The following is a 25934-nucleotide window of genomic DNA, read 5'->3' on the forward strand; positions in this document are numbered from 1 at the left end:
TGACTCGGGTTTGATGGAGCAGGGTGTCATCGACGCGCTTAGCCGTTCGCAGCTTCCCGACCTTCGCAAGCTCAGGCCGGGTCCCTCGCTGCTCTCTTGCGCTCGTTCCTCGCTCGGCGATGCGCGCTTACGATAACACCCTGCTCCTCCCGGATAAACCAACGGCCCCCGGATTGCTCCGGGGGCCGTTCCGCGATTAAGGCGGGGTGGTCTCCACGCGCTCGCTGGCGCTCGCTTGGTCGACCACCGGCGGGGGCCTAGCGGGCCGGGTACTGGCGCTCTTGGGCACCCGTGTACAGCTGGCGCGGGCGGCCGATCTTGGTCTGCGGATCCTTGATCATTTCGCGCCACTGGGCAATCCAGCCGGGCAGGCGGCCGATGGCAAACAGCACGGTGAACATCTTCTCCGGGAAGCCCATGGCCTTGTAGATCAGGCCGGTGTAGAAGTCCACGTTCGGGTACAGCTTGCGCTCGATGAAGTAGTCATCCGCCAGCGCCTTCTCTTCCAGGCGCATGGCGATGTCCAGCAGCTCATCGTTGCCGCCGAGCTTGCCCAGGATCTCGTGCGCCGTGGCTTTGACCAGGCGGGCGCGCGGATCGTAGTTCTTGTAGACGCGGTGCCCGAAGCCCATCAGGCGCACGCCTTCTTCCTTGTTCTTGACCTTCTCCATGAACTGCTCCGGGGCCTGGCCGCTGGCCTGGATCTGGCGGAGCATGTTCAGCACGGCCTCGTTGGCGCCGCCATGCAGCGGCCCGAACAGGGCGTTGATTCCGGCGGAGACGGACGCGAACATGTTGGCGTTCGAGCTGCCCACCAGACGCACCGTGGACGTGGAGCAGTTCTGCTCGTGGTCTGCGTGCAGGATCAGCAGCAGGTCCAGCGCCTTGACCACGGTCGGGTCCAGCTCGTAGGGCTCGGCCGGCAGGCCGAAGCTCAACCGCAGGTAGTTCTCCACCAGGTTCATGGAGTTGTCCGGGTACAGCAGCGCCTGACCGATGGACTTCTTGTGCGCGTAGGCGGCGATCACCGGCAGCTTGGCCATCAGGCGGATGGTGGAAAGTTCCACCTGCTCGTCATCGAACGGATCCAGCGAGTCCTGGTAGAAGGTGGACAGCGCGCTGACCGCGGAGGACAGCACCGGCATCGGGTGGGCATCGCGCGGGAACCCACCGAAGAAGCCCTTCAGCTCCTCATGCAGCAGCGTGTGGCGGCGGATCTTGTGGTCGAAGGTTTCCAGCTCGGTGGGCGTGGGCAGTTCGCCGTAGATCAGCAGGTAGGACACTTCCAGGAAGGACGAGTGCTCGGCAAGCTGCTCGATCGGGTAGCCGCGGTAGCGGAGCACACCGGCGTCGCCGTCGATGTAGGTGATGGCAGAGGTGGTCGCCGCGGTGTTCATGAATCCGGGATCGAAGGTGACGGCGCCGGTCTGCTTGAGCAGCTTGGATACGTCATAGCCGTCGTTGCCTTCGGCCGCCTTGAGCCGTGGGAGTTCGAGTTCGCCGCCATCAAAGTGCAGCGTGGCACCGGTGCTCTCAGTCATTGAGTCCCCTTCAGGAGGTTTAGAAGCTAACGGCACGCCGGGCGCTTGTAGCACTGAGCATGCACATACTCGGGTAAAACGCTACCCGCACAGTCACCGATATATCTAATCCGGGACTCACATTTTTGTTCACATCCACAGTCAGCGGCCGCCTGCGCAAGGTCAGGAAAGCCGCTCGACGGCGGCGTCGATGCGTTCGTCGCTGCCGGTCAGCGCCACCCGGACGTAGCCGTTTCCGGCTTCGCCGTAAAACACCCCGGGACCGATCACGATGCCCAGTTCGGCAAAGCGGCCCACGGTTGTCCATGTATCTTCTCCCGCGGTCCCCCACAGGTACAGCCCGGCCTCTGAATGCTGGATCTGCAGACCGAACTTCTCCAGCGCCGGCAACAGCCGCTCCCGCCGGGCCCGGTACAGGTCCTTCTGGGCCTGCACGTGCGCGTCGTCCTGCAGCGCGGCACGCATCGCGGCCTGCACCGGGAACGGCACGATCATGCCCGCGTGCTTGCGGCTGTTGATCAGGTTGGGCATCAGCTCCGGGTCTCCGGCCAGGAAGGCCGCCCGGTAGCCGGCGAGGTTCGATTGTTTGCTGAGCGAATAAGTGCACAGCAGGCCCTGGTGCGAGCCCTGCGCCACCGCGGGATCCAGCACGCTGGGAACGGTCTGTCCGCTGCGCGCAGTGTCCCACCTGCCCCAGCCCAGTTCCGCGTAGCATTCGTCGGAAGCGACGACGGCGCCGAGCCTCCGGGCGTCCTCCACCAGGGCGCGCAGTTGGTCCTGGTCGCGGACAATGCCGGTGGGGTTTCCCGGCGAGTTGACCCACACCAGCTTCACCCGGCTTCTGGTCTGCGGGTCCAGGTCGGCCAGGCTGTCGGAGGCCACCGGGGTGGCTCCGGCCAGGATGGCGCCGATGTCGTAGGTGGGATAGGCCACGACGGGCCGCACCACCACGTCGCCCTCGCCCAGTCCCAGCAGCGTGGGCAGCCAGGCGACCAGTTCCTTGGAACCGACCGTGGGCATGATCGCCTCCGGGTCCATTCCGGGAACATTGCGACGGCGGGCAAACCAATCCGCTATCGCTTCGCGCAGTTCGGCGGTGCCGTGCGTGGTCGGATAGCCCGGGGCGTCGGCCGCCCCGGTCAAGGCCTCGCGGATAACGGCCGGAGTGGGGTCAACCGGCGTGCCGATGGACAAGTTCACTGCGCCGCCGGGGTGCTCTGCCGCCTTGTGCGCGTAGGGTGCCATCGCATCCCAGGGGTACTCCGGCAGTTGCAGGCCGAAAGAACTCATCGAGTTCAGTCTTGGTTCTGCGGCGGAAGCGCGGCAATCAGCGGGTGGTCCTTGTGCGTGTTGCCCAGCTTGGCGGCGCCGCCTGGGGAGCCCAAGTCGTCGAAGAATTCGACGTTCGCCTTGTAGTAGTCGGCCCACTCCTCGGGAGTGTCATCCTCGTAGTAGATAGCCTCCACCGGGCACACCGGCTCACACGCACCGCAGTCGACGCATTCATCCGGATGGATGTACAGGGACCGTTCACCTTCATAAATACAGTCCACCGGGCATTCTTCAATACATGCCTTGTCTTTTACATCCACGCACGGCTGTGCGATTACGTACGTCACGTCCGTCAGCACCTTTCTGAACAGTTAGCCCTAGCGTATCGCTTGCGACCATTATCTCCCCAGCCGGAGGCCGCACCTCTAGGATGGTCACGTGATCCCCGCTACTGCCGCCGCCTTCCTTGCCTCGGCCACACCCGGAACGCGGGTGGTGGTCCGCTACCGGATTGATGGCGGGTTGACGGACGCGCTGGGTGAATTGCTGGCAGCGGATGCCGACAGCTGCACGGTCAGGACGGCGCGGCGCGGCGACATCGTTGTCCCGCTGTCCGCGGTGACCGCAGCCAAGCAGGTACCGCCCGCACCGCCGCGGCGCGGCCCGCGGGCCCGCGGTCAGGCCTCGTAGCTGTCCGGCAGCTGGCGCAGGGACCACAGCGGCGAGAACAGCACCGGCGCCGCCGCGAGGAAGGAGCCGGCTGCACCGATCCACAGGGTGGGCACCAAACCGATGAACTGGCCCAGCACGCCGGCCAGCAGCCCGGCGAGCGGCAGCACGCCGTACACCACAAACCGGATTGAGGCGTTCATTCTCCCTAGCAGCCGGGGCGGGCACACCCGCTGGCGCATGGTCACCTGCATCACGTTGTAGACCAGCGAGCAGAAGGAGAGGCCGGCCTCGCCGACCACCAACAGGACCAGCGCCGAGGTGTTGTCCGGCATCAGCACCGACAACGGCATCGCCAGCAGGAAGACCGCCGAGGCGATGCTGGCCAGCGGAATCAGGGCTCCCTCACCGGTTACCCTGGCCAACCTGGGCGCCGCCACCGCGCCCAGCAGTCCCCCGGCCGCAGCCACCGAATAGACCAGCCCCAGCGAGCCCGCTCCCAGGCCCAGCTCGCGGAGCACCAGGAGGGGAAAAAGCGTGGACGCCAAACCCGCAAAGAAATTCGTGAGGCCCGTGCAGGCAGCTATCCGGCTGATCAGCGGATGCCGTACCACGAAGCCCAGCCCCTCCTTGATTTCGACGGCCAGCGGTCGCCGGTCGTGCCGGGACGCACGCGCTTCTCGGTCCCGGGTACGGGCCAGGAACAGCGCCGAGAAGAGATAGCCCACGGTGTCCGCCAGGAACAGCAGCGGTGCCGCGATCACCTGTAGCAGACCGCCGCCCGCCGCCGGCCCGCCCATCCTCGCCAACTGGGCGGTGCTCTCCAGCTTCGAATTGGCCTCCGGAACCTGTTCGTTGCGCACCAGCACCGGCACATAACTCTGGTACGCCACATCGAAGAACACGGTGGCGATGCCCAGCACCCCCGCTACCGCGAACAGGTGCCACATCTCCAGCGAGTCCATCCACCACAGCAGCGGCACGGACAGCATGGCGGCGGCCCGCACCAGGTCCGCCGTGATCATCACCTGCCGCTTAAGCCAGCGGTCCACCCACGCTCCGGCCGGCAGCCCCATCAGCAGGAAGGCTGCAGTGGCACTGGCATTGAGCACGCCCAGATGGAATTCGCTGGCGCCAAGAATGACCACCGCGAGCACCGGCATGGCCAGATGACCAATCTGCACCCCGAATTGGCTGATGGTCTGGGCTGACCAGAAGGCGGTGAAGTTTCTGTCCCGCCATAACGACGGCGGTGCTCCCCGCAGCGCGGAAGGTTCGGCTTCGGCAGCATCCGGGGCAGGCGGCTCGGTCACCGTCACAGTCTCGGCCAGCGATTGGGGAAAGTCAATCATTATGCCGGCGGTGCCGTATGCTGGAGGCATGCCTTCGGATCAGGACCTGCAAGCCACCGGGCGGGCGCTCAGCTCACCGGTCAGGCTGCGTATTCTCCGGCTCTGCCTGCACCGGTCCCGGACCAACAAGGAAATCGCGGAACTGCTCGGCCTGAATCCGGCCACGTCGCTGCACCATGTGCGCACACTGCTCAACACCGGCTTTTTGGAGGCCGAGGCGCCGCGCAAGGGCAACCGGGGCGCCAAGGAAGTCCCCTACCGGGCAACCCGGATGTCCTGGGGCGCCAAGATGCCGGACGCGGCACCCGTGCTGGTGGAGACCTTCCTGCAGGAGATCGAAGGGCTTGCCCCGGACGAGATCGAAACGACGCGAATGGGCATCAAGCTGAACGACGCGCACCGCAAGGAGATGCTGGCGAAGATCCATGCCATCTTTGAGGAGTACGCGATGCTGCCCGCCGACGAAGACGGGACCGCAACCTCAATCTTCATGGCCCACCATCTGGACCAAACCGCCAACTGAGCACCACCCGCCCGCGGACGGATCAGGCTTTGGCCGGCCGCGGTTTCAGCGCCCAGATGCAGACCAGCATCGCGGCAAGCGTGGCCGGAACCAGTCCGATCATCCAGATCCGGCCCGCCACAGCAATGGGCAGTTCCACCGCTGCGGAGGTCCCCGTGACAATCAGAGGCTCGGTTCCCGGGGCCAAGGCCATCAGGCCCACAAGAACGTACGAGAGAACACCCGTCAGGCCGGCTATCAAGACGTTGCTGGCCTTGAGCCCGGCCCAGACCATCACCGCGAGGGCGAACAGCAGAGCGGCTGCGGCTCCCCACGGATAGCTGGCGCCCTCCGCATAGAGAATCTGCGAGTGCAGGGCCGTCCCCACGACCGCCGTCACCACCGCACCGAAAACAGCGGTGCCCCAGCCCTGAAAGGGGGGACGCCGCCGTCGTGCCTCACGCCGTTCCGGCGCCTGGCCGGGTTGGTTAAGAGCGGAAGGCAACCCGCCGTGGTCTCCGGCGGGTTGCCTCTGCTCTGTCATACGGTCCAGTTTATGCCCTGGCGCGCGCCCGGGCGGCCTTGAGCCGCTCGTTCGCGTCCAGGACCAACTTGCGGATCCGGATCGCCTCCGGCGTGACCTCGACGCACTCGTCCTCGCGGGCAAATTCGAGCGACTCTTCCAGCGTCAGTGTCCGCGGCGGCGTGAGGTTCTCGAAGCTATCCGAGGAAGCGGCACGCATGTTGGTGAGCTTCTTTTCCTTGGTGATGTTCACGTCCATGTCATCCGCGCGCGAGTTCTCGCCGACGATCATGCCTTCGTAGACCTCCGAGGTGGGCTGCACGAAGAAGGAGCCGCGCTCCTGCAGGTTGATCATCGCGAACGGTGTGACCACGCCGGCGCGGTCGGCCACCATCGAACCGTTGGTGCGGTATTCGATCGGCCCGGCCCACGGCTCGTAGCCCTCGGAGATGGACGCGGCGATGCCGGCGCCACGGGTTTCGGTCATGAACCGGGTGCGGAAGCCAATCAGGCCGCGGGCCGGAACGATGAATTCCATCCGGACCCAACCGGTGCCGTGGTTGGCCATATTGACCATGCGGCCCTTGCGGGCGGCCATCAACTGGGTCACCGCGCCGAGGTATTCTTCGGGCACGTCGATGGTCATGTGCTCCATCGGCTCATGCACCTTGCCGTCGATGGTCTTGGTGACCACCTGGGGCTTGCCCACGGTCAGCTCGAAACCTTCACGGCGCATCTGCTCCACCAGGATGGCCAGTGCCAGCTCGCCGCGGCCCTGGACCTCCCAAGCGTCCGGACGCTCGGTCGGCAGCACCTTCAGCGAGACGTTGCCCACCAGCTCCTTGTCCAGCCGGTCCTTGACCTGGCGGGCGGTCACCTTGGCTCCCTTGACCCTGCCGGCCAGCGGCGAGGTGTTGATGCCGATGGTCATCGAGATGGCCGGATCGTCCACCGTAATGAGCGGCAGCGGCTGCGGGTTCTCGGCGTCGGTCAGGGTTTCACCGATGGTGATGTCCTCGATGCCGGCGACGGCGACGATCTCGCCCGGGCCCGCTGATTCGGCCGGAACACGCGTCAGTCCCTTGGTGGCCAGCAGTTCGGAGATCCGGACGTTCTTCAACTGGCCGTCCTGGCGGGCCCAGGCCACAGTCTGCCCCTTCTGCAGGGTGCCGTTGTAGATGCGCAGCAGCGCCAGGCGGCCCAGGAACGGGGAAGCGTCAAGGTTGGTCACGTGGGCCTGCAGCACGCCGTCCGGGTTGTAGGACGGGGCGGGGACGTGCTCCATGATGGTAGCGAACAGGGGCTCCAGGTCCTCGTCCTCCGGCAGGGTGCCGTCGGCGGGCTGGGTCAGCGAGGCGCGGCCGGCCTTGCCGGAGGCGTAGACCACGGGAACGTTGAGGACGGCGTCCAAGTCCAGATCGGGGACTTCGTCGGCCAGGTCGGAGGCCAGGCCCAGCAGCAGGTCCATCGCTTCGGCAACGACGGCGTCGATGCGGGCGTCCGGACGGTCGGTCTTGTTGACCACCAGGATAACGGGGAGCTTGGCGGCCAGCGCTTTGCGCAGCACAAAACGGGTCTGCGGCAGCGGGCCCTCGGAAGCATCAACCAACAGGACCACGCCGTCCACCATGGACAGGCCGCGCTCCACCTCGCCGCCGAAATCGGCGTGGCCCGGGGTGTCGATCACGCTGATGGTGATGGTTTCGCCCTGGGCGGCCGGACCGGAGTAGAACACGGTGGTGTTCTTGGCCAGGATGGTAATGCCCTTTTCACGTTCCAGTTCCCCGGAGTCCATGACGCGCTCTTCGGTTTCGCCGTGGCTGGAGAAGGCACCTGTGTGCTTCAGCATGGCGTCCACGAGGGTGGTCTTCCCGTGGTCGACGTGGGCTACGATGGCGACGTTGCGAAGGTCGCTGCGAACGGCGCTCTGCGTCGATGCGGTGGTTTCAGACATGCGGGATTACTCTTCCGTGGATTACATGGAACCTGGGCCTAATATCGGACAGCCAGCGCCGTGCCCGGATGCGGGTAGGCACTCCATTGTAATCCGCCGTGCCACTGATGGCCTAACGGAGACCTCGAGTTGTTAGGCCAGCTCGCCGAGTTTGGCCTTCCAGAAGGCACGCCAGTGATCGAGCTGCTCCACCGACTCCAGCCGTTCATGCTGCAGGCCGACGGAGGACTTGCCCGCTGCCTTCTCGTAGATGTGCACGTTGACCCGGGACCCGTCAGCCAAGCCGCAGCGCCAGTAGCGCCATTTTGCGGTGTCGCTCAGCTCGGGGCCGCGGGTCACCGCGATGCCGGAGAATTCCTCCGCGCCGCCAACCGCGGCAACCCACATGTCCCGCGCCTGGTCCATGCTGCCGCGGACCGTCTTGCTCACCGAGGTCTGGAACTCGCCGTCGCAGTCCTGGCCCGGCTGGCGGCGGCCGATCTGCTGTTCGAAGGCCACTGTCGCCGACTGTGCCCACCACCCCTCGGCCAGGCCGGACTCATCTAAGGCACGGGCGATCTCCTTGTGGCTGAGCGTTGCGGCATCGATGCCGGCCAGGAAGTCCTCGACCTTGGACCAGCTGGAGCCGATGCCTTTTTCGATCGCCTCGATGTTGATGCTGCGAACCACTGACACTCCTGACGTGAACGATGGCCCGGCCGGTGCGATCAACTGAGGCACCGGCCGGGGCGGGCTGAACCCCTGCCCGTCACTGCGTCGTGGGCAGGGGCGCCACACTATGGATAGCGGAATTCCTGGTTGCTTCAGTCGCCGGCGGCCAGCAGCAGGGCCCGTAGTTCGCGGCGTTCGCGCTGCTTCTCGGGATCTGGCAGCGGCACCGCCGCCAGCAGCCGCTGGGTGTACAGTTCCTGCGGGTTGCGCAGAATCTCGTCCCGGGTGCCCTGCTCAACGATCCGGCCGTGCCGCATAACGCAAATCCGGTCCGCCAACACGTCGATGACAGCCAGGTCGTGTGTGACGAACAGGCAGGCGAAGCCCAGTTCCCGCTGCAGGTTCTGGAACAGCTCCAGCACCGTGGCTTGGACCGACACGTCCAGTGCGGAGGTGGGTTCGTCCGCCACCATCAGTTTGGGCTCCAGCGACAGTGCCCGGGCGATGCCGACGCGCTGCTTTTGGCCACCGGAGAGTTCGTGCGGATAACGGTTGCGGTAGGCGCGCGGCAGCTCCACCTGGTCCAGCAGCGCCTCGATCCTCCGCTGCAGGGCGCCCCCCTTCGCGACGCCGGCCAAGTACATGGGCTCGCCAATGCTTTCGCCGATCGGCAGCCGCGGGTTCAGCGAGGACGAGGGGTCCTGGAACACCATGCCCACCTTGCGTCGCAGCGCGTGCAGTTGCTTGGGCCGCGCGCCGGCGATTTCCTGCCCCACCACGCGCAGCGAGCCCTCCGCGACGGGCAGCAGCCCGACGGCGGCGCGTCCGATGGTCGTTTTGCCCGAGCCGGACTCCCCCACCAGACCGACAACTTGACCGGGGAAGATGGACAGGTTGGCGCCTTCCACTGCCCGGAAGGCCGGGACGCGCCCCTGTTTGGGATATTCGATGGCCACGTTGGCCAGTTCAAGCACGGCATCGCCGGTTGTCACTCCGTGGCGTGACTGTGCCAGAGCTTCGGCGTTCTCACGTTCGCGCCGTTGCAGTTCGGTTTCGTTGATACTGAGTGAGGCTCCGGTCGCCGCGGCCAAGGCCGCTGTTATGTCCACTTCGGCGTCGTTGTCGGAGCCGCCGCCCAAGTGCGGGACGGCGGCCAGCAGCGCCTGGGTGTATTCATGCTGAGGATTGTTGAAAATCTCCACCGCGGTCCCGGTCTCCACGATCCGGCCGCGGCGCATCACGGCGATCTTGTCCGCCAGGTCGGCCACCACGCCCATGTCGTGGGTGATCAGCACAATCGCGCTGTCCAGCTTGTTGCGCAGATTGCGCATCAGATCCAGGATCTCGGCCTGAACCGTGACGTCCAGCGCAGTGGTGGGTTCATCGGCAATGAGCAGTTTCGGATCGCAGGAAAGCGACTGGGCAATCATGGCGCGCTGCCGCTGGCCGCCGGAGAGCTGGTGCGGATAGGACCGGAAGGCCTTTTCCGGGTCGGGCAACTCGACCAACTCCAGCATCCGCAGCGCCCGCTGCTTGGCTTCTTCCGGGGAGATCGCGTTGTGCAGACGCAGCGTTTCCACGATCTGGAACCCGATGGTGTACACCGGGTTCATCGCCGTCATCGGTTCCTGGAAAATCACGGCCACGTCATTGCCGCGGACCTGCCGGAGCTTGGAGCCGCTCAGGCCGAGGATTTCGCGTCCGTTGAGCTTCACGCTCCCGGTGGCGCGGCTATTGGAGGGCAACAGGCCCAGCAGCGCCATGGAACTGGCGCTCTTGCCGGAGCCGGATTCGCCCACGATGGCGAGGACCTCGCCTGCTTTGACGTCGTAGGTGAGGTTGATTGCGGCCGGCACCCATTCCTTGTCCACGCCAAAGTCCACGCTGAGGTTGGTGACCTCCAGGACGGGTGCTGAACCGCGGGCCGTCTCCACGCTTCCTGCCGGCAGCGTCGGATCGATGATTTCGGTCATAGCTGGTGATTCCCTTCCAACCTGTCGCAGTTGGTTGATGCTAGTGGAGAACTGGTCGCCAGTCCTGAAACTATGGGGGAATGACAACGTCTGCTGCTGCCAGCTTTACGGTCTTCCGTCCGCGCTCGGCCATCTGGTTCACCGGCGTCGTCTGGGCGATCGTGGCGGTCAGCCTCGTGTCCTCGGTGCTTAGCCACGGGCCGGGCAGTCTGCTCGGTTCTTGGCCACTGCTGACCATCGCTTATCTGACCTGGTGGCTGGCTTGGTACCCCGTCGTCGTCATCGCCGACGACGGCGTGGTGCTGCGCAATCCGGTCCGGACCCTCTCCGTCCCCTGGAACGCCTTGGTAACGGTGGACACCAAGTACGCGCTGACCTTGGTCACGCCGCGCGGGAAGTACAGCTCGTGGGCTGCTCCGGCTCCCGGAATGTTCGGCGTCCACCGCGCCCGCACCGATCACGTGCAGGGACTTCCGGAGACCACCTACGGGCCGGCGCAGTCGATCCGCCCCGGCGATCTCGCCAATTCCGATTCGGGGGCGGCAGCCTACCAGGTCCGGAAACGCTGGGCGGAACTTCTGGCCGCGGACAGGATCAGCATCGGCGAAGCCGACAACGCCCCGGTAGGCCGCACGCCGAACTGGGCGGTGCTCGTCACTGGAACCGTCCTGGTACTGCTCAGCGCCGTAACGCTGGCCCGCTGAGCGGCACCGCAACTGGCCGGGAAGGCGTCGGGTGTGCATCTCTAGACGCCCGTTGTCTGGGTGGTTCCGGTCTCCGGGTGGGCGGAAACCGCAGCCGCCTTCGCCCGCTTGGCATTGAACTTCTTTTGCCGTGGGTCGAATGCGTCGCGCAGCCCATCGCCGATGAAGTTGATGCACAGGCAGATGGCCACAATGAACAGACCCGGCCACCAGAACAGCCACGGACGGGTCTGGAAGGCTTCCTGGTTCTGGCTGATCAGCAAGCCCAACGACACGTCCGGCGCCTTCACACCCATCCCGATATAGGACAGGCTGGTCTCCAGCAGGATCGCTGCAGACATGCTCAACGTCACCGAGACGATGATGACGCCGACGGCGTTCGGCAGGATGTGTTTGAAGATAATCCGGGCGTTGGAGGCGCCGGCGATCCGTGCAGCGTCGACGAATTCCCGCTCACGCAGGGAGAGGAATTCGGCGCGCACCAGACGTGCCAGCCCGGTCCACACCACTGCGCCCACAAAGAGGCCCAGGAAGTACGGCTGGACGTCGGCGCCGACGGAGCGGCCGGCCACCTGTCCCATCACGGCGGCGATGATGATCAACGGAATCACGATCACGACGTCAGTCAGCCGCATCAGCACCGCTTCAGTCCAGCCCCGGAAGTAGCCGGACAATGCCCCGACCACGACGCCGATGGCCCCGCCCACTATCCCGATCAGGAACATGACCGCCACTGAAACCTGCACGCCGCGCATGGTCTGGGCAAAGGTGTCGCGACCCAACCGGTCCTGGCCGAACGGGTGCTCGCCCAGGCTCACGGGGAAAAGCTGCAAAGTCGGTCGGCCGCCATTGACCAGGTCATTGACGCCGTTGTGCGTGTACTTCCACCAGCCCGGCAGTCCGAACATTCCACTGGATGAGTAGGCGACCAGCAGGATCAGGGCGAAAAGCACCAGGCTGATCACTGCAGCCGTATTCCCGAGGAAACGCTTCCGAACAATCTGGCCCTGGCTGAGCCCCGCCTTGGTTTCGTCGGTTGCGGCTACAGGCTTCGTTGACGTGGCACTCATGCCTTTACCCTCACTCGCGGATCAAGCGCGGAGTAGACCAGGTCCGCGACTAGGTTGAAAACCAGAGCCAGAATGCCGGTGATCAGGAAGACACCCATCACCGGATTCGGATCGGTCCGGGCCAGGGACAGGACGAACAGCTGACCCATGCCGGCAAACGCGAACACCTGCTCGGTAATCACGGCACCGCCGATCAAACCGCCGATGTCGAAAGCGACGATGGTGGCGATGGGGATCAGCGCGTTGCGGAAGGCATGCCGCATGACCACTGTCCGTTCGCTCAATCCTTTGGCCCTGGCGGTGCGGATGTAGTCCATGTTCATGATTTCCAGCATGGAGGAGCGCGCATAGCGGCTGTAGGACGCGAGTGAGATCAGCAGCAGTGCCACGGTCGGCAGCAGCAAGTGGGTGAAGGTATCCAGCCCGTGGACCCAGTAGTCCCCTTGCAGGTTCGGAGTTTCGGATCCGATGGTGGCAATCGGCCGCCCGTTGATCCTGCCGTTGCTGAAGTAGGCCGGCCAGGCCTGCATGAACCGGTCCAGCAGGATGACGCCGCCGACCAGGAACGAGGTGATGGCAGCGGCGTTCATGCTCTGGCGGCGGTCGTAGCCGCCCATCAGCCAGCCGACCGCCAATCCCACCAAGATGGTGGCAAGGGCCAGCAAGAAGATCATCAGCCCGGTGGCCTGCGCCAGGAGCGGTTGGATCGGGAAGTAGACCACGACGCCGATGCCCACGGAGATCAGCGCCGCGTAAAGGGCTTTGCGGTTCTTCAGGCCTGCAGCCAGCAGCGTGACGCCGAAAGCGATTCCGATGCCGCAAATGACAATGACGACCAAGCCAAGGCCCGGGGTCTTGAACCAGTTCGTAACGGACAATGCCCACATCACCGCGGCGGCCAGCAGGAAGCCAATCCCTGCCATCCCCAGTTTTCTCAGGTAGCTTCCTTTGGCGCAGACGAACCACACGGCGCCGCTGACGACGCCGATGATCAGGATCGATGACAGTGGAATGTTTGGGTCCCGGAGGAAATTGTTGAACCCAATAGCGCCGAATTCCTTCAACAATACGGCGACCCAGAACACGGGAAGGGAAAAGAAGAGGAAAGCCATAAAGGTGACGCCGTAGTCCAAGGCGCTGTATTGCCGCAGTGCGGTCATAATGCCGAGCGAAACCCCAATGACGATGGCGAGCACCGCCGCTGCCGTCACCAGGAGAATGGTCATTCCCATCGCCCGCCCCAGGGCTTCGGTGACCGGCTGGCCGTTCAGTGCATAACCCAAATCGCATTGTCCCGCGAACGGAATGACGCACTTGGCCGCGCCGGCCAGCCAGCCAAAGTACCGGATCGGCGCCGGGGTGCCGAGGTCCAGCAGGGCGATCCGCTGCTGGATGAGCTGCTCTTTGTTAGGCGAATTGCTTTCCCGCAGGTCATGCAGCGGATCACCCGACAGGGCCGTTAGTTGGTAGACCAGGAAGGAGGCACCCAGGAGAATAAGCACGGCAGTGAAGAGCCGCCGCACAATGTAGGTCACCATAGCGTTTTTCAACCTCGCTGAAGTGGTTCTGGAAGTCTTGCGGATCCCTCGGTGTCACAAATGAGAGTAGTGCAGTCCCATGCGGAGAACTATTGGGAAAAACCAACTACTTGTGGCAGGAATTGGATCGTAAAAGCTGCAAGACGTCGGGACCGAGGTGCTCAGGTCCCGACGCCTTGCGTGCCTTTACTCAGGATCAGGCGGGGAGGTTACTGCTTAACCTTCCACTCCCAGAAGTTCCAGAAAACGCCCGTCTGGTTCGGCTGGTACTTCACGCCTTCGATGCGGTCACTGTTGTACGCATCGAGTCCCACGGACTGGAACAGCGGGAGACCGTAGAAGGAATCCCAGACGTGCTTGTCGATCTGCGTTACGAGCTTGTCCTGCTCCGCCTTGTCGGTGGTGACGATCAGCTCGTCCATCAGCTTGTCGGCTTCCGGCTCCGAGAAGCCGTTGAAGTTGGAACCGGAATTCGTCTTGAAGATCTGAGGAACACCCGCGACACCGACGCCGGGTGAGGTCCAGCCGAAGATCGTCGCATCGTAGGTTCCGTTGCCCAGCGCAGCACCCCAGTCGGAGGCGCCCAAGCCGCCGTCGACAATCTTGAAGCCTGCCTTTTCGGCGGACTCCTGAATCAGGGCGAAGGCGTCGGCGCGGTTCGGGTTGTCCTTGTTGTACATGATCCGGACTTCCGGGGTGGCGCCGTTGAGCAGCTTCTTGGCGCCCTCGATGTCCGCTTCCTTGTAGTTCCCGGAGCCGTTGCTGGCGGCGGATGCCTCGTAGGCATCTTGGGCCGGCACGAAGAACTGCGAATCAAGCGGTGCGGCGTCCGCCTTGAGCGGCTTCACGATCCGGTCGACGATCGCCTGGCGGGGAATGGCCTTCATGAAGGCCTCGCGGACGCTGGCTTCCTTGAACACACCCTTGTAGTTCAGGTCGATGTGGTCGTAGGCGAGCTGATCCTCGACGTCCACGGTGACGCCGTCAATGCCTTGCAGCAGTTCAACGGTGTCGGCCGAGGGCTGCGGGGCGATGATGTCCACTTCGCCGTTCTTCAGGGCACTGACCTGGTCCGGAGCGGCACCGATGAAGCGGATGGTCACTTCGTCAACGTTTGGCTTCGGTCCGAAGGTGTAGGACTCGTTGCGAACCAAGGTGATCGACTGGTCCGGGGTGATCGAATCAACCACGAACGGACCGCTGGAGAGGTACAGCGACTCGTCGGTCGGCAGCGACTTGGTGTCGAAGCCCGTATTCCAGAAGTCCGCGACGGCCTTCAGATCCTTGTTCTCCTTGGCCGGATCATCGGGGTTTCCGCGCTTCAAGCCCTGGATGAGGTCGACAAGCGCCTGCTCATCGGCCAGGCCCGCCTTTTCGGCCAGCACATGGGCCGGCAGGCCAATGCCACCGTCGTTGAGGCCGCCGAAAGCAATCTCCCAGTCAGCGAACGGCTTGGAGTACGTCAGTGTGATCGACCGGCCGTCATCGCCGATCTCGGGCATTTCAGTCAGCCCCAGACCACTGGTGTCGCCGGCGAAGTCGAAGTAGTTCGTTCCGCTGGTGACGTTGCCTTCCTCGTCGGTCTTGGCGTCGTTGGCATAGCCCGACTCGACCAACCAGTTCAGCAGCAGGTCTCCGGCGTCAACCGCGTTGCCGTCCGACCATTTCGCGCCTTCGTTCACGGTGTACTTCACCACGAGCGGGTCATCCGAAACCTTCTCATACGTTCCGAACTCTTCGTTCCGGACCACTTTGAGCTGGTTGTCAACGTAGTAGAAACCGCCGTGCGTCATGTAGGCGATCTTGCCGTTGATGTCGACGTTGCCCGTGGCGGAATCCGAGTTGAATGAGCTAAAAGCGTTGGTCTCAGCGACGCTGATTGAACCGCCGGCCCCGGCCGCGGTGGACTCGCCCGAGCCTTCGGGGGAAGAATTTCCGCCGCCCGAAGTCGCGCAGGCGCTCAGGGCCAGGGCTGCAACAGCCGCGACACCAATAGCTTTGGAAGTACGTCCGAAACGCATTCCGCCTCCTTGTTTCTGTCTCTGGAAGGTCCCCGGCAGTGCTGCCGGGGACGGACATACACCCCGTCGCCTGAAGTTCAACGAGCTTCCCGCCGAACGTGGCATGTCTCACACGCATTAGAGCGTAAACCGGAACCCACCGGGTTGGGTATAAAAACTTCGCTTCAGATCCGGTTGTTACCGAGATGCAACCTTGAGGCCACGGCCCGCCTGCGTTGGAGACCTGGCCGTCACGGGGACGCTACATCGGAAATAGTCCGGAAACACAGGGAACAAAGCGGCTCCGCTGTGTGGGGCCGGCCGGAAAGACAGTTGCCTGAGACAAACTTTAGTTATCGGCCGCTAACTGAATTTCGCGGAGGCTGACACATTCGACTGGCTGCCGACGGCTATCCCTGAGCCGGACGCACCAGGGTGCGGTGACCGGAGTCGAGGCGCCGGGTCCAGCCCAGCGCATCGAGGTGTTCCAGCAGCGGGACGGCCACACGTCTGGTGGTGGCGAGGGTTTGGCGGGCTTCACTGGTCGTGAACGGCTGCGGCAGCCGAGCCAGTTCGCGCATCGCCATCGCCGGTGCTTGCGGAAGCAGGACCACGCCGCCCGCCAAACGCAGCAGACGTCCACTCCGCTCGGCAGCGGCAAGCTCGCGGTCGCCTAATCCGAGATTCTTCAGGTCATGAGCCTCCGGCGCGGCAAATGGTTCGGCCCTCAGCCCCCTCTCCACTGCGCTCACCGCGGCCTCTGCCGGCCCCAGATCGCTGCGTGTTCCCGGAAGGCGGATGAAGCCGCCGTCGTGCTCCAGGCCTGCCTCGAGCACGACCGCGTCCAGCAATGCTTCGCCTTCGGGCCCCAGCAACTCTCGGGCAGCTCCGCGGGACAAGCCGGCCGACAGCGGGTCCTTCTGAGCACGTTCCTGGACCGCCAGCCGCAACCGCTGCTGCCAGGCTTCGAAGACCGGCCTATGCACCCACCAGTCACCAAATGCCTGCACTTGGTCGGGGACGTTTCCGAGGGAAGCAACGCCCATGTCCCGCAACTGTCCCACGCGGACGGCACCGCGGCGGGCGACTTCGATCAGCGCGTCTCCATCGGGTGACATGCCCGCGAGGCTGTGCGCCCGCTTGGCGCTGTCCCCGCGGCGTGTAAGGGCCGGCGGGTCAACGTCAAGGATTTGCACGCCCGCCGACACCGACCGGCTGCCTGTTGTCCGAAGCACCAGGCGATCCCCGAGCTCAAGCGGCAGTTGCCGATCGAGGGTGAGCCTCGCATGGTCGCCGTCGAACGACCGCAGCCGGCACGGCACCGCGGCCGTGCCAATATGCGCGATCAGTTCACGCGGAGCGTCGCCGAACGGCGTCCCCATGGTCCGGCGGACGTCGATCGTGTCCACAACCGGCCAACTGTCCCCGGAGAGAAGGACATCGCCGCGGTGCACGGCGTCAGCGGGCACACCAGAACGCAGATTGACGGCCACACGGCTGGTCGGACCGAGAGAGGGTACCGCGTGATTGCGGGTGTGCAGGGAGCGGACAGCTACCGGGCGGGCCTCCTGATGGCCGTGAAGGCGCAACCGGTCCCCCTGGCTCAGGGTGCCTGCCGTCAGGGTCCCGGTGACCACCGTGCCGGCACCGCTGATGCTGAAGGAACGGTCAATCCATAAGCGCATCCGGGCCGTGGGGTCAGGGCGCGGTACCGAGTCCAACGTCTGGTCCAGCACACGGCGCAGGTCATCCAAGCCGGTCCCGGCAACCGCGGACACGGTGACCGCCGGGGCGTCGTGCAGCCCGGTGCCGGCCAGTTCGGCGCGCACCCGCGCAAGGACTTCGTCGGTGCGCTCCAATGCGCGGTCGCTGCGGGTCAGCACCACCACCCCGTGTTGGATGCCAAACGCGGAGATGGCGTCGCGGTGATCGCTGGATTGCGCCTGCCAGCCCTCATCGGCGGCGACGACGAAACACACGACAGGGACGGGCCCGAGGCCGGCCAGCATGTTTCCGAGGAACCGCTCGTGGCCGGGCACATCCACGAAGGCTACGTCCCGGCCGGACGGCAGCCGGGTCCAGGCGAACCCCAGGTCTATGGTCAGGCCGCGGCGCCTTTCTTCGGCCCATCGGTCGGGCTCCATTCCGGTGAGTGCGCGCACGAGGGTACTTTTGCCGTGGTCGACGTGCCCGGCGGTGGCCACCACGAACATCTCAGCAGCCTTCGGCTCTCGGCCGGGAATCCACGTGCGCAAGTGCCGAGCGCAGCGCGGCAGCCAAGCGCTCGTCGTCGTCCTCTGGCACGCAGCGCAGGTCGACGAGGCAGGCACCGCCGTGGACCCGCGGCAGCACCGCCGGGTTCGCCGTGCGCAGCCGGCGGGCAACCTCTTCGGGCAACTGGACTGCCCACCCCGGCAGCGGTACCCCGGGGGCTCCCCCGCCGCCGACCCTTCCGGCGTGTTCGACCAACTGGCCGCCGGTGGCATCAGCCAGGCGCTGAGTGCGCTCCCGCAGCCTCACCGGATCGGAGTGCAGGGCCGCGGCCACCGGCGTCTGTTCGCCGACGACGGTCGCTTCCAACGCGGCCAGCGTCAGTTTGTCCGCGCGTACCGCCCGCGCCAGCGGATGGCGGGCCAGCCGGGCCAGCACGTCGGCACGTCCCAAAACCAGCCCTGCTTGCGGGCCGCCCAGGAGCTTGTCCCCGCTGGCAATGACGACGTCGGCCCCGGCGGCCAGCGCGCCGGAGATGTCCGGTTCCTCGGGCAGCATGGGGTCCGGCGCGAGCAAGCCGCTGCCGAGATCCACGACCAAGGGAATTTGATGTTCGTCGGCAAGGGAGCGCAGCTGGCCGATGCCGACGCCCGAAGTGAACCCGCTGACCCGGAAATTGCTGGGGTGCACTTTCAGCAGGCAGCCGGTCTCCGTACCGATGGCCGCGGCGTAATCCGCCAGGTGCGTCCGGTTGGTGGTCCCGACCTCGCGCAAGCGGGCACCGGTCGATTCAATCAGCTCCGGAAGCCTGAAACCCGCCCCGATCTCGACGAGTTCACCGCGGCTGATCACCACCTCGCCCCCGGCACCGGCGAGCGCGGTGGTGGCCAGCACCAGGGCCGCGGCGCCGTTGTTCACCACCAGGGCGTCTTCGGCAGCCGGACAGGCGTCCAGCAAAGCCTGCCGTGCACCGGCCCCGCGCCGCGACCGGCCGCCGGTGGGCAAGTCCATTTCCACGTCAACATAACCTGCCGCCGCGAGCAGCGCTTGCCGGGCGGAATCGGAGAGCGGAGCGCGTCCTAGATTGGTATGGACAATGACCCCGGTGGCGTTCAGGACCGGCCTGAGTGAAGAGGCTGTGCGGGAAGCTACCGTGGTCAGGACCATCGCCTCAACGTCACACGGGGCTAGATCGCCGCGGCGCGCCTGTTCTTGCACGTCCCGCACGGTAGAACGAATCACATCATCGCCGAGCCGGCCCCGTGCGTGGCGAAGCTCGGGATGGGCAAGCAGCTGGTCGGTGCGCGGAATGTACCGGCGCGGGTCGTTCTGGCCCACGGCCCCTCCTTCGGCGCGTCATGGGAGCTGCTGTGTTGGCGGAAGCGGACGGGAATCGAACCCGCCAGGCCGAGGTACTCGGCCTCACCGGTTTTGAAGACCGGGGGGCCCACCAGGACCCGGACGCCTCCAAGTGCATGCTAACACCGCCCGTCGCTCCTATGCTGGACCCATGAACACGATCGCCGGCGTGACGAAAGAACCCGCGGAAGCCGTCCGGCTCACGACGTACGCGCACGGCGGAGGCTGCGCTTGCAAGATTCCGCCCGGTGAACTCGAGGACGTTGTCCGCGGCTTGACCGGCCAGGCCGACCCCGGGGTCCTCGTCGGGCTCGACAACGGCGACGATGCTTCCGCGGTGCAGGTGGGCGAGGATCTCGCAGTCCTCTCGACGGCGGACTTCTTCACGCCCGTGGTGGACGATGCGTATGACTGGGGCCGGATTGCGGCAGCGAACGCCCTTTCGGATATTTATGCCATGGGCGGGCGGCCGATCAGCGCGATCAACCTGGTCGGTTGGCCCCGCGGCGTCCTGCCGATGGAACTGCTGACCGAAGTGCTGCGCGGCGGCCTGGATGTGGCTTCGCAGGCCGCGTGTCCGGTGACCGGCGGGCACTCGGTCGACGACCCGGAACCGAAGTACGGGATGGCAGTCACCGGAATCGCCGCACCCGGGCAGCTCATGCGCAACGACGCAGCCACGCCGGGGCTGCCGATCACGCTGACCAAGCCGATCGGTCTGGGCCTGCTCAACAACCGGCACAAACAGACGGGTGAGGTCTTCGACGAGGCGATCGCCGTGATGACTCGGCTGAACCGGGATGCAGCGGACGCAGCACTGCGCAGTGGCGTCCGCGCAGCAACCGACGTCACCGGCTTCGGACTGCTCGGCCACCTCTACAAGATGTGCCGCGCGTCCCGGGTGGGTGCGGTGATCGACCGCGCCGCGGTGCCCCTCGTCGCCGGCGCCCGGGAAGCACTCCGGGACGGCTACATCTCCGGAGGGACCCGACGCAATCTGGAATGGGTGCGCCCACACCTGCGGACGAGCGCAGGAATTACCGAAGATGATCTCCTGCTGCTGGCGGATGCGCAGACTTCGGGCGGGCTGCTCGTGGTCGGCGAGCTGCCGGGACACCCCGTTGTGGGGCAGACAGTTGCAGGGTCCGGGATCGAAGTGCGCTAACGCTCCCCCGGCTTAGCCGGCGGTGGTGATCGAATCGTGCACCACGCCGGCTTTCCGCCGCGCAGCGAGCCGCCTCTTCTGCGGTTCGATCGTGTACCGGGGGTCCTCGGTGGACCGGATGCCGGCACGCAGTATGCCGAACCGGGTCAGCGCCGAGGCGGCCAGCAGGGCCAGGCCGCAGGCCGCCGCAACCGGCCGGTTCCTGCCCCCGGCCAGGACTCCGATGCCGCCGGCGGCTGCCAGCCGCTGACTCCATACGAGCATTTGTCCGGGAGCCCCCTCGCGGAGAGGTTCGGCCGCCACCGGGTCCATGCGGTTTTCCATCGCCCGGGTGGCGATCAGATCACCGGCAACCCCCAGCACTGCGAGCGCCCGGGCGGGTCCGGCTTCGTGGACCGGGGTGGTGATCATGGCGAGTCCGGCTGCGGCGAGACTGGCAGAACTCACGAAGACGAAGGGCAGGTCTTCGCGAGCGGCGTTCCAGGTCGGGTTGGCGGTGTCGGAGAGCAGAACCGCGGTGTAGGCGGAGAGCGGCGTGGCGAACAACGCCGCTTCCATGCCCGCCGGCCCCTCAACCGCGCGCAGCAGCCCGCGGAGCGGTCCCAGCGGGAGCCGTGAGCCGGACAGGCGGTCGATCTCGGAAGCTGCGGAGATTCCGACGCCGGCGCTGAACGCTGTGAGGATCCACGAGCCCAGGCTCATCGGCGACGTGGGCTTGATGGTGCGCAGCATATTGAGGAAACGTTCAGGCCTGCCCAGATCGGCGACTAGCGCGGCAGCGCCAATCCCCACTGACGCCAGGGCGGCCAGACGGCTGTTGCGGCACAGCACCGGCCTGCCCGTGAGCTGCCCGCCGAGTCCAAGCAGCGCGGAGCCGCCGGCCACGCCGCCCAGGAAGAGGTAGGCGCCTATCGGGTCGCCCCACGGCGGCGGTTTGACCACGGGCCGGCCGTAGTAGGAGGTGAACTCCGGCTCCGGAACCATCGGCATTTCAGCAGAGCCGTCGCCGGTTCCCGTGCGCCGCCGTTTACCCCCTCGCCTGGACCGGCGGGGCGGTTCGGGCGGGCGGTAATTGTCGAACTCGGAGATGCTCAAGAGCGGTCTCCCGCCAGGAAGGCCGCAGCGGCCGCCGCCAGCATGCCGGCAGCGGCGATCCCCGCCCGCTTGAACATGCGCGGCAGGTCGGCGGTGGGCACGCGCGGATCCGGCGGCAGACCGTATACCTCTGGTTCATCAAGCAACAGGAACACCGAACCTGTGCCGCCGACACCGTCGGCGTCGTTGGCGCCATAGAGGCGCGCCTCGGTCAGCCCCTGCGAGTGCAGCTCGGCAACCCGCTCTTTCGCGGTGCTCACCAGTTCCTCGCGCTCGCCATACTTGATGGAGGTGGTCGGGCAGGCCTGGGCACAGGCTGGAGTCTGGCCATCGACCATCCGGTCGTAGCACAGCGTGCATTTCTGCGCGACGCCGACGTTGCGCTTCGGCGCCTGCTCCCCCGGGGTGAAGTCGCGCTGCGTCTTCGGTGCTGCGGTGCCGTCGCTGCGCCGCTCGATCACGCCGAACGGGCAACCGGCTACGCAGGTGCCGCAGCCGTTGCAGACATCGTCCTGCACCACAACAGTGCCGTGCTCGGTGCGGAACAGCGCACCGGTCGGGCACACGTCGAGGCATCCGGCGTTGGTGCAGTGCTTGCACACGTCGGAGGACATCAGCCACCGGAAATCGGGCGTATCGGGGGGTGTCGTATCCACGCCGGACGGCTTCTCCGCGACATGGGAGTTTCCCGGCGGTCCAATGCCGGGCATGCCGAGGCTGACGAGCGCACGCCCTGATTCGCGTGCCTGTTCAATGTGCTCGCGGTCCTGCTCGATGAAGGCAACATGCCGCCAGGTGTCAGCCCCCAGCGCGCCGGTGTTGTCGTAGGAGGACTCAAGCAGCTCGTACTGCGAGTCGTGGGGGTTGCGGTTCCATTCTTTGCAGGCCACTTCGCACGCTTTGCATCCGATACAAATCGAGGTGTCCGTGAAGAACCCCTTGCGCGGGTGTCCGGTGTGCGGGATGTGTCCCGGAGCTTCGGTCAACTGGTTCATTTAGCCTTCCCTCGTTGAGTCGTCGCCCAACAACCGGTTGGGATCGGTGACCTTGTCGCTGCCGGTCTCGGGCGTTACACCGGCGCGGGCCTGGTAGTCGGCGACCAGGGCAAGAAGCGCCGGCCCCTGTGGCCGCCGGCCCGGGAAAATGTCGCATGATCCGGCCTTGGACTCCTGAATCTGTACATTCGGATCAAGTGTCACCCCCAGCAGATCGTTGGCTGCGTCACCGCTGACGACGGCGTCATCGCCGACTCCCCAGTGGTAAGGCAGCCCAATCTGATGCATGGTGCGGCCGCCCACCACCAAGGGCCTCATCCGTTCGGTCACGAGCACTCTGGCCTCGATGGCAGCCCGCGGCGAGACGATGGTCGCCCATCCGTAAGGTTCCAGTCCACGTTCGGCCGCCAACTCCGGGGACACTTCGCAGAACATCTCCGGCTGGAGCTCGGAGAGGTACGGCAGCCACCGGCTCATCCCGCCGGCTGTGTGGTGCTCTGTCAATCGGTACGTGGTGAAGACGTAGGGGTAGATGTCCGACCCGCGGGCGCCGGCACTCGGCGCACTGAGGTTGTCTTCGCGCGGATAGATGAGTCGGGCCGGGTTTTGTTGTTGTCGATAGAGCGGGTTGGCCACCGGGGACTCCTGCGGCTCATAGTGGGTCGGCAGCGGACCGTCCACCATGCCTTTCGGGGCGAACAGCCAGCCCTTGCCGTCGGCTTGCATGATGAAGGGGTCGTCCCCCGCCAGCGCGGCGGCGCCGCCGAGGGAAATATCCGGACGGCTTCCCGGTGCGCGGTCCAGGGGGAAATCGGGGACGTCCTCGCCCGTCCACCGTTGCTGCTCCGGGTCCCACCAGACGTACTTCTTGCGTTCGCTCCACGGCTTGCCCTCGGGGTCCGCCGAGGCGCGGTTGTAGAGAATGCGCCGGTTGGCCGGCCAGGCCCAGCCCCATTCAGCGGCGACGGGCCCTTGTTCCTGCCCGGGCTTTCGGTCCGCGGCGTGGTTGATGCCGTCCGCGTAGACACCGGTATAGATCCAGCATCCGCCCGCCGTCGAGCCGTCGGCGCGCATCTCGGTGTACGAGGAGAGCGGCTGGCCGGCCTTGGGGCCAGTGAGATGGCGGCCGTTGATTTCGGCGAGCACCGCCTCGCCGTCCGGCTCGCCGTGTTCGTCGGTGGGATAGTCCCAGGTCAGGTCCAGCAGCGGCCGGTCCCGTTCATCGGTCGAATCCGCCAGCTTGGCCCGGAGGCGTTTGCCCAGCTCGTAGAAGAACTGCAGTTCGCTCTGGCAATCACCCGGCGGCCGGACTGCCTGGTGCCGCCATTGAAGCAGCCGCTGGGTCTGGGTGAAGGAGCCCGCCTTCTCCACATGAGTCGCGGCCGGCAAGAAGAAGACTTCGGTGCCGATATCCTCGGTACGCAACTCCCCCGAGGCAATTTCAGGTCCGTCCTTCCACCACGTCGCCGTCTCAATAAGGTTCAGGTCGCGCACCACCAGCCACTTCAAATGGGACATGCCCAGTCTCTGCATCCGGCCATTCGCGGAGCCGATGGCAGGGTTCTGGCCGAAGACAAAGTAGCCTTCCACCTCATCGTCAAGCATGCTCATCACGGTCTGGTACGTCCCGTGCGGACCGTTGATCCGCGGAAGGTAGCCGTAGCCCCAGTCCGACGCTTCGGTGGCCGCGTCGCCCCACCAGGCCTTGAGCAAGCTAATGGTGTAGGCGTCGGCATCGGTCCAGTAGCCCTTCTGCTCCTTGGATGAAATGCCGTCGAGGTAATCGCGCAGTGTCTCCATCTCGGACTTTGGCATGGGCAGGTAGCCGGGCAGCAGGTTGAACAGTGTCGGGATGTCGGTGGAACCTTGAATGCTGGCATGCCCGCGCAGCGCCATGATCCCGCCGCCTGGACGGCCCATGTTGCCCAGCAGGAGCTGCAGGATCGCCGCTGTCCGGATGAACTGGGCACCCACCGTGTGTTGCGTCCAGCCAACGGCGTAGGCAAAGCAGGTGGTCCGGTCACGGCCGGAGTTCTCCGTCACCGCCCGTGCGAGGTAGTCAAAATCCTCGAGCGAGATACCGCAGGCGTCCCGGACCATTTCCGGGGTGTAGCGCGAGTAGTGGCGCTTCAGGATTTGGAACACCGTCCGCGGGTGCTCAAGCGTTGGGTCCTGCTCGAAATCAGGGCGTCCCAGGGGCGGCCCGCCGCTGCCGTACTGGTGTCCGGCGGCGCGCTCCGCGGTATCCGCGCCGTGTTCGTGTCCGTCGGCTTCTTCTGCCTGCGGTTTCCGCTCGTAGGCCCAGGAAGCCAGGTTGTACTGGCCGGTTTCCAGTTCGAAACCGGAGAACAGGCCGCCCAGATCCTCAGTGTCACGGAAGTCTTCGCCCACCAGCGTTGCCGCATTCGTATAGGCCAGGACATATTCCTTGAACCACAGATCGTTGCTGATCACATGGTTGATCAAGGCACCCAGCAGAACGATGTCCGAACCCGCGCGGATCGGAACATGTTTGTCGGCCACGGCGCTAGTGCGGGTAAACCGCGGGTCCACGTGGATCACCTTTGCGCCGCGCGCCTTGGCCTCGGTCACCCACTGGTAGCCAACGGGATGGCATTCGGCCATGTTGGAACCCTGGATGACGATGCAGTCGGCATTGGCCATGTCTTGGAGCGATTGCGTCGCTCCGCCGCGTCCAAACGAGGTTCCCAAACTGGGAACCGTGGCGGAGTGTCAAATGCGTGCTTGGTTTTCGAGCTGGATGGCGCCCGCCGCGGTGAAGAGCTTCTTGATCAGATAGTTCTCTTCATTGTCCAGGGTTGCCCCGCCCAGCCCGGCGATGCCCATGGTCCGCCGGAGCGGTCGGCCGTGCTCATCGTTTTGCTGCCAGTTGTTCCGGCGTGCTGCCAGGAACCTGTCGGCCACCATGTCGACGGCGGTGTCCAGGTCAAGGTGCTGCCAGTCCTTGGCATGGGGTGCCCGATACAGCACCTGCGTCTGCCTGCCCGGCGCGTTGACCAACTGCTCGCTGGCTGATCCCTTGGGGCAGAGCCGGCCCCGGGAAATCGGCGAATCCGGGTCGCCTTCGATCTGGACGACCTTCTCGTCCTTGACGAAGACACGTTGGCCGCATCCCACTGCGCAATAGGGGCACACGCTTTGCACCACACGGTCCGCGGTGGACGTCCGGGGAGTGATGTCGCGTGTCCGCGGCGACGTTACGGCCTCGCCCCGGCCGAGCGAATCACTCGACCTGAGCTGCCGTACAACGGGCCACTCCAGAAAGCTGAACCGCGACATGCGCCCACAGTAACCCAAACGATGCACGGACAACAGGGGTGCGATGGCGGGAACCCGGCC

The 25934-nt window shown here is 65.6% G+C and carries 20 protein-coding genes and 1 tRNA gene; 4 read left to right on the forward strand and 17 right to left on the reverse strand.

Features of this window, described 5'->3' with window-relative positions:
- Nucleotides 1–257: 257 nt before the first annotated feature.
- The 3 genes from AC5RWX_RS04005 to fdxA form a co-directional block, all read right to left on the reverse strand.
- Nucleotides 258–1541: a citrate synthase gene (locus AC5RWX_RS04005; protein WP_493938560.1), complete on the reverse strand. Its 1284-nt coding sequence runs from the start codon at nucleotides 1539–1541 to the stop codon at nucleotides 258–260.
- 162 nt (nucleotides 1542–1703) lie between these two features.
- A complete protein-coding gene (gene dapC / locus AC5RWX_RS04010) occupies nucleotides 1704–2831 on the reverse strand; it encodes a succinyldiaminopimelate transaminase (protein ID WP_494097000.1) in 1128 nt (375 codons plus the stop codon).
- A gap of 5 nt (nucleotides 2832–2836) precedes the next feature.
- On the reverse strand, nucleotides 2837–3160 hold the full coding sequence (gene fdxA / locus AC5RWX_RS04015) for a ferredoxin (protein WP_127511272.1): 324 nt from the start codon (nucleotides 3158–3160) through the stop codon (nucleotides 2837–2839).
- 91 nt (nucleotides 3161–3251) lie between these two features.
- On the opposite strand from fdxA, the gene AC5RWX_RS04020 reads away from it, so the two are divergent.
- Complete coding sequence (locus AC5RWX_RS04020; protein WP_494097001.1) at nucleotides 3252–3503, forward strand: putative acetyltransferase; 252 nt, start codon at nucleotides 3252–3254, stop codon at nucleotides 3501–3503.
- Here the strand turns inward: AC5RWX_RS04020 and AC5RWX_RS04025 are convergent.
- Complete coding sequence (locus tag AC5RWX_RS04025) at nucleotides 3491–4795, reverse strand: MFS transporter (RefSeq protein ID WP_494097002.1); 1305 nt, start codon at nucleotides 4793–4795, stop codon at nucleotides 3491–3493. The genes AC5RWX_RS04020 and AC5RWX_RS04025 overlap by 13 nt on opposite strands.
- A gap of 67 nt (nucleotides 4796–4862) precedes the next feature.
- Between AC5RWX_RS04025 and AC5RWX_RS04030 the strand changes: the two genes are divergently transcribed.
- On the forward strand, nucleotides 4863–5357 hold the full coding sequence (locus AC5RWX_RS04030; protein WP_493943495.1) for an ArsR/SmtB family transcription factor: 495 nt from the start codon (nucleotides 4863–4865) through the stop codon (nucleotides 5355–5357).
- A gap of 22 nt (nucleotides 5358–5379) precedes the next feature.
- Here AC5RWX_RS04030 and AC5RWX_RS04035 read toward each other — a convergent pair whose 3' ends face one another.
- The 4 genes from AC5RWX_RS04035 to AC5RWX_RS04050 form a co-directional block, all read right to left on the reverse strand.
- Complete coding sequence (locus tag AC5RWX_RS04035; RefSeq protein WP_494097003.1) at nucleotides 5380–5880, reverse strand: hypothetical protein; 501 nt, start codon at nucleotides 5878–5880, stop codon at nucleotides 5380–5382.
- Between the two features lie 10 nt (nucleotides 5881–5890).
- Nucleotides 5891–7813, reverse strand: coding sequence for a translational GTPase TypA (typA, locus tag AC5RWX_RS04040; protein ID WP_493938552.1), 1923 nt, complete (start codon nucleotides 7811–7813; stop codon nucleotides 5891–5893).
- Nucleotides 7814–7945: 132 nt separating this feature from the next.
- Entirely contained in the window at nucleotides 7946–8482 is a 537-nt protein-coding gene (locus AC5RWX_RS04045) for a hypothetical protein (RefSeq protein ID WP_493938551.1), read from the reverse strand.
- A gap of 134 nt (nucleotides 8483–8616) precedes the next feature.
- Nucleotides 8617–10437, reverse strand: coding sequence for an ABC transporter ATP-binding protein (locus AC5RWX_RS04050; protein WP_494097004.1), 1821 nt, complete (start codon nucleotides 10435–10437; stop codon nucleotides 8617–8619).
- Between the two features lie 80 nt (nucleotides 10438–10517).
- Here AC5RWX_RS04050 and AC5RWX_RS04055 point away from each other — a divergent pair, with 80 nt between their 5' ends.
- Nucleotides 10518–11141 carry a PH domain-containing protein gene (locus AC5RWX_RS04055; RefSeq protein WP_493942299.1) on the forward strand — a complete coding sequence of 208 codons (624 nt, stop codon included), beginning with the start codon at nucleotides 10518–10520 and terminating at the stop codon, nucleotides 11139–11141.
- 41 nt (nucleotides 11142–11182) lie between these two features.
- On the opposite strand, the gene AC5RWX_RS04060 is transcribed toward AC5RWX_RS04055, so the two are convergent.
- The 6 genes from AC5RWX_RS04060 to AC5RWX_RS04085 all read right to left on the reverse strand — a co-directional run bounded on the left by AC5RWX_RS04060 (nucleotide 11183) and on the right by AC5RWX_RS04085 (nucleotide 19429).
- The gene (locus tag AC5RWX_RS04060) at nucleotides 11183–12211 is read right to left on the reverse strand and encodes an ABC transporter permease (protein WP_493942298.1); all 1029 of its coding nucleotides are present in this window, start codon (nucleotides 12209–12211) and stop codon (nucleotides 11183–11185) included.
- The gene (locus AC5RWX_RS04065) at nucleotides 12208–13749 is read right to left on the reverse strand and encodes an ABC transporter permease (RefSeq protein WP_493942297.1); all 1542 of its coding nucleotides are present in this window, start codon (nucleotides 13747–13749) and stop codon (nucleotides 12208–12210) included. Before AC5RWX_RS04065 ends, AC5RWX_RS04060 begins: the two co-directional genes overlap by 4 nt.
- Before the next feature lie 209 nt (nucleotides 13750–13958).
- On the reverse strand, nucleotides 13959–15770 hold the full coding sequence (locus AC5RWX_RS04070) for an ABC transporter family substrate-binding protein (protein WP_494097005.1): 1812 nt from the start codon (nucleotides 15768–15770) through the stop codon (nucleotides 13959–13961).
- A 389-nt stretch (nucleotides 15771–16159) separates the two neighbouring features.
- On the reverse strand, nucleotides 16160–17962 hold the full coding sequence (gene selB, locus AC5RWX_RS04075; protein ID WP_494097006.1) for a selenocysteine-specific translation elongation factor: 1803 nt from the start codon (nucleotides 17960–17962) through the stop codon (nucleotides 16160–16162).
- Nucleotide 17963: 1 nt separating this feature from the next.
- Entirely contained in the window at nucleotides 17964–19298 is a 1335-nt protein-coding gene (selA, locus tag AC5RWX_RS04080) for an L-seryl-tRNA(Sec) selenium transferase (RefSeq protein WP_494097007.1), read from the reverse strand.
- Between the two features lie 36 nt (nucleotides 19299–19334).
- A tRNA-Sec gene (locus AC5RWX_RS04085) sits at nucleotides 19335–19429 on the reverse strand.
- A 41-nt stretch (nucleotides 19430–19470) separates the two neighbouring features.
- Between AC5RWX_RS04085 and selD the strand changes: the two genes are divergently transcribed.
- Nucleotides 19471–20484: a selenide, water dikinase SelD gene (gene selD / locus AC5RWX_RS04090; RefSeq protein WP_494097008.1), complete on the forward strand. Its 1014-nt coding sequence runs from the start codon at nucleotides 19471–19473 to the stop codon at nucleotides 20482–20484.
- Between the two features lie 12 nt (nucleotides 20485–20496).
- Here the strand turns inward: selD and nrfD are convergent, their stop codons facing one another.
- Genes nrfD through fdh form a run of 3 tightly spaced genes read right to left on the reverse strand, consistent with a single transcriptional unit; the run spans nucleotide 20497 to nucleotide 25874 of the window.
- Complete coding sequence (nrfD, locus tag AC5RWX_RS04095; RefSeq protein ID WP_494097009.1) at nucleotides 20497–21579, reverse strand: NrfD/PsrC family molybdoenzyme membrane anchor subunit; 1083 nt, start codon at nucleotides 21577–21579, stop codon at nucleotides 20497–20499.
- Entirely contained in the window at nucleotides 21576–22574 is a 999-nt protein-coding gene (locus tag AC5RWX_RS04100; protein ID WP_494097010.1) for a 4Fe-4S dicluster domain-containing protein, read from the reverse strand. The genes nrfD and AC5RWX_RS04100 overlap by 4 nt, the downstream gene beginning before the upstream one ends.
- Nucleotides 22575–25874, reverse strand: a complete 3300-nt coding sequence (fdh, locus tag AC5RWX_RS04105) for a formate dehydrogenase (RefSeq protein WP_494097011.1) — start codon at nucleotides 25872–25874, stop codon at nucleotides 22575–22577. It lies immediately after the preceding gene.
- Between the last annotated feature and the right edge of the window lie 60 nt (nucleotides 25875–25934).

This window comes from Arthrobacter sp. SPT-J7 (genome assembly GCF_059089965.1).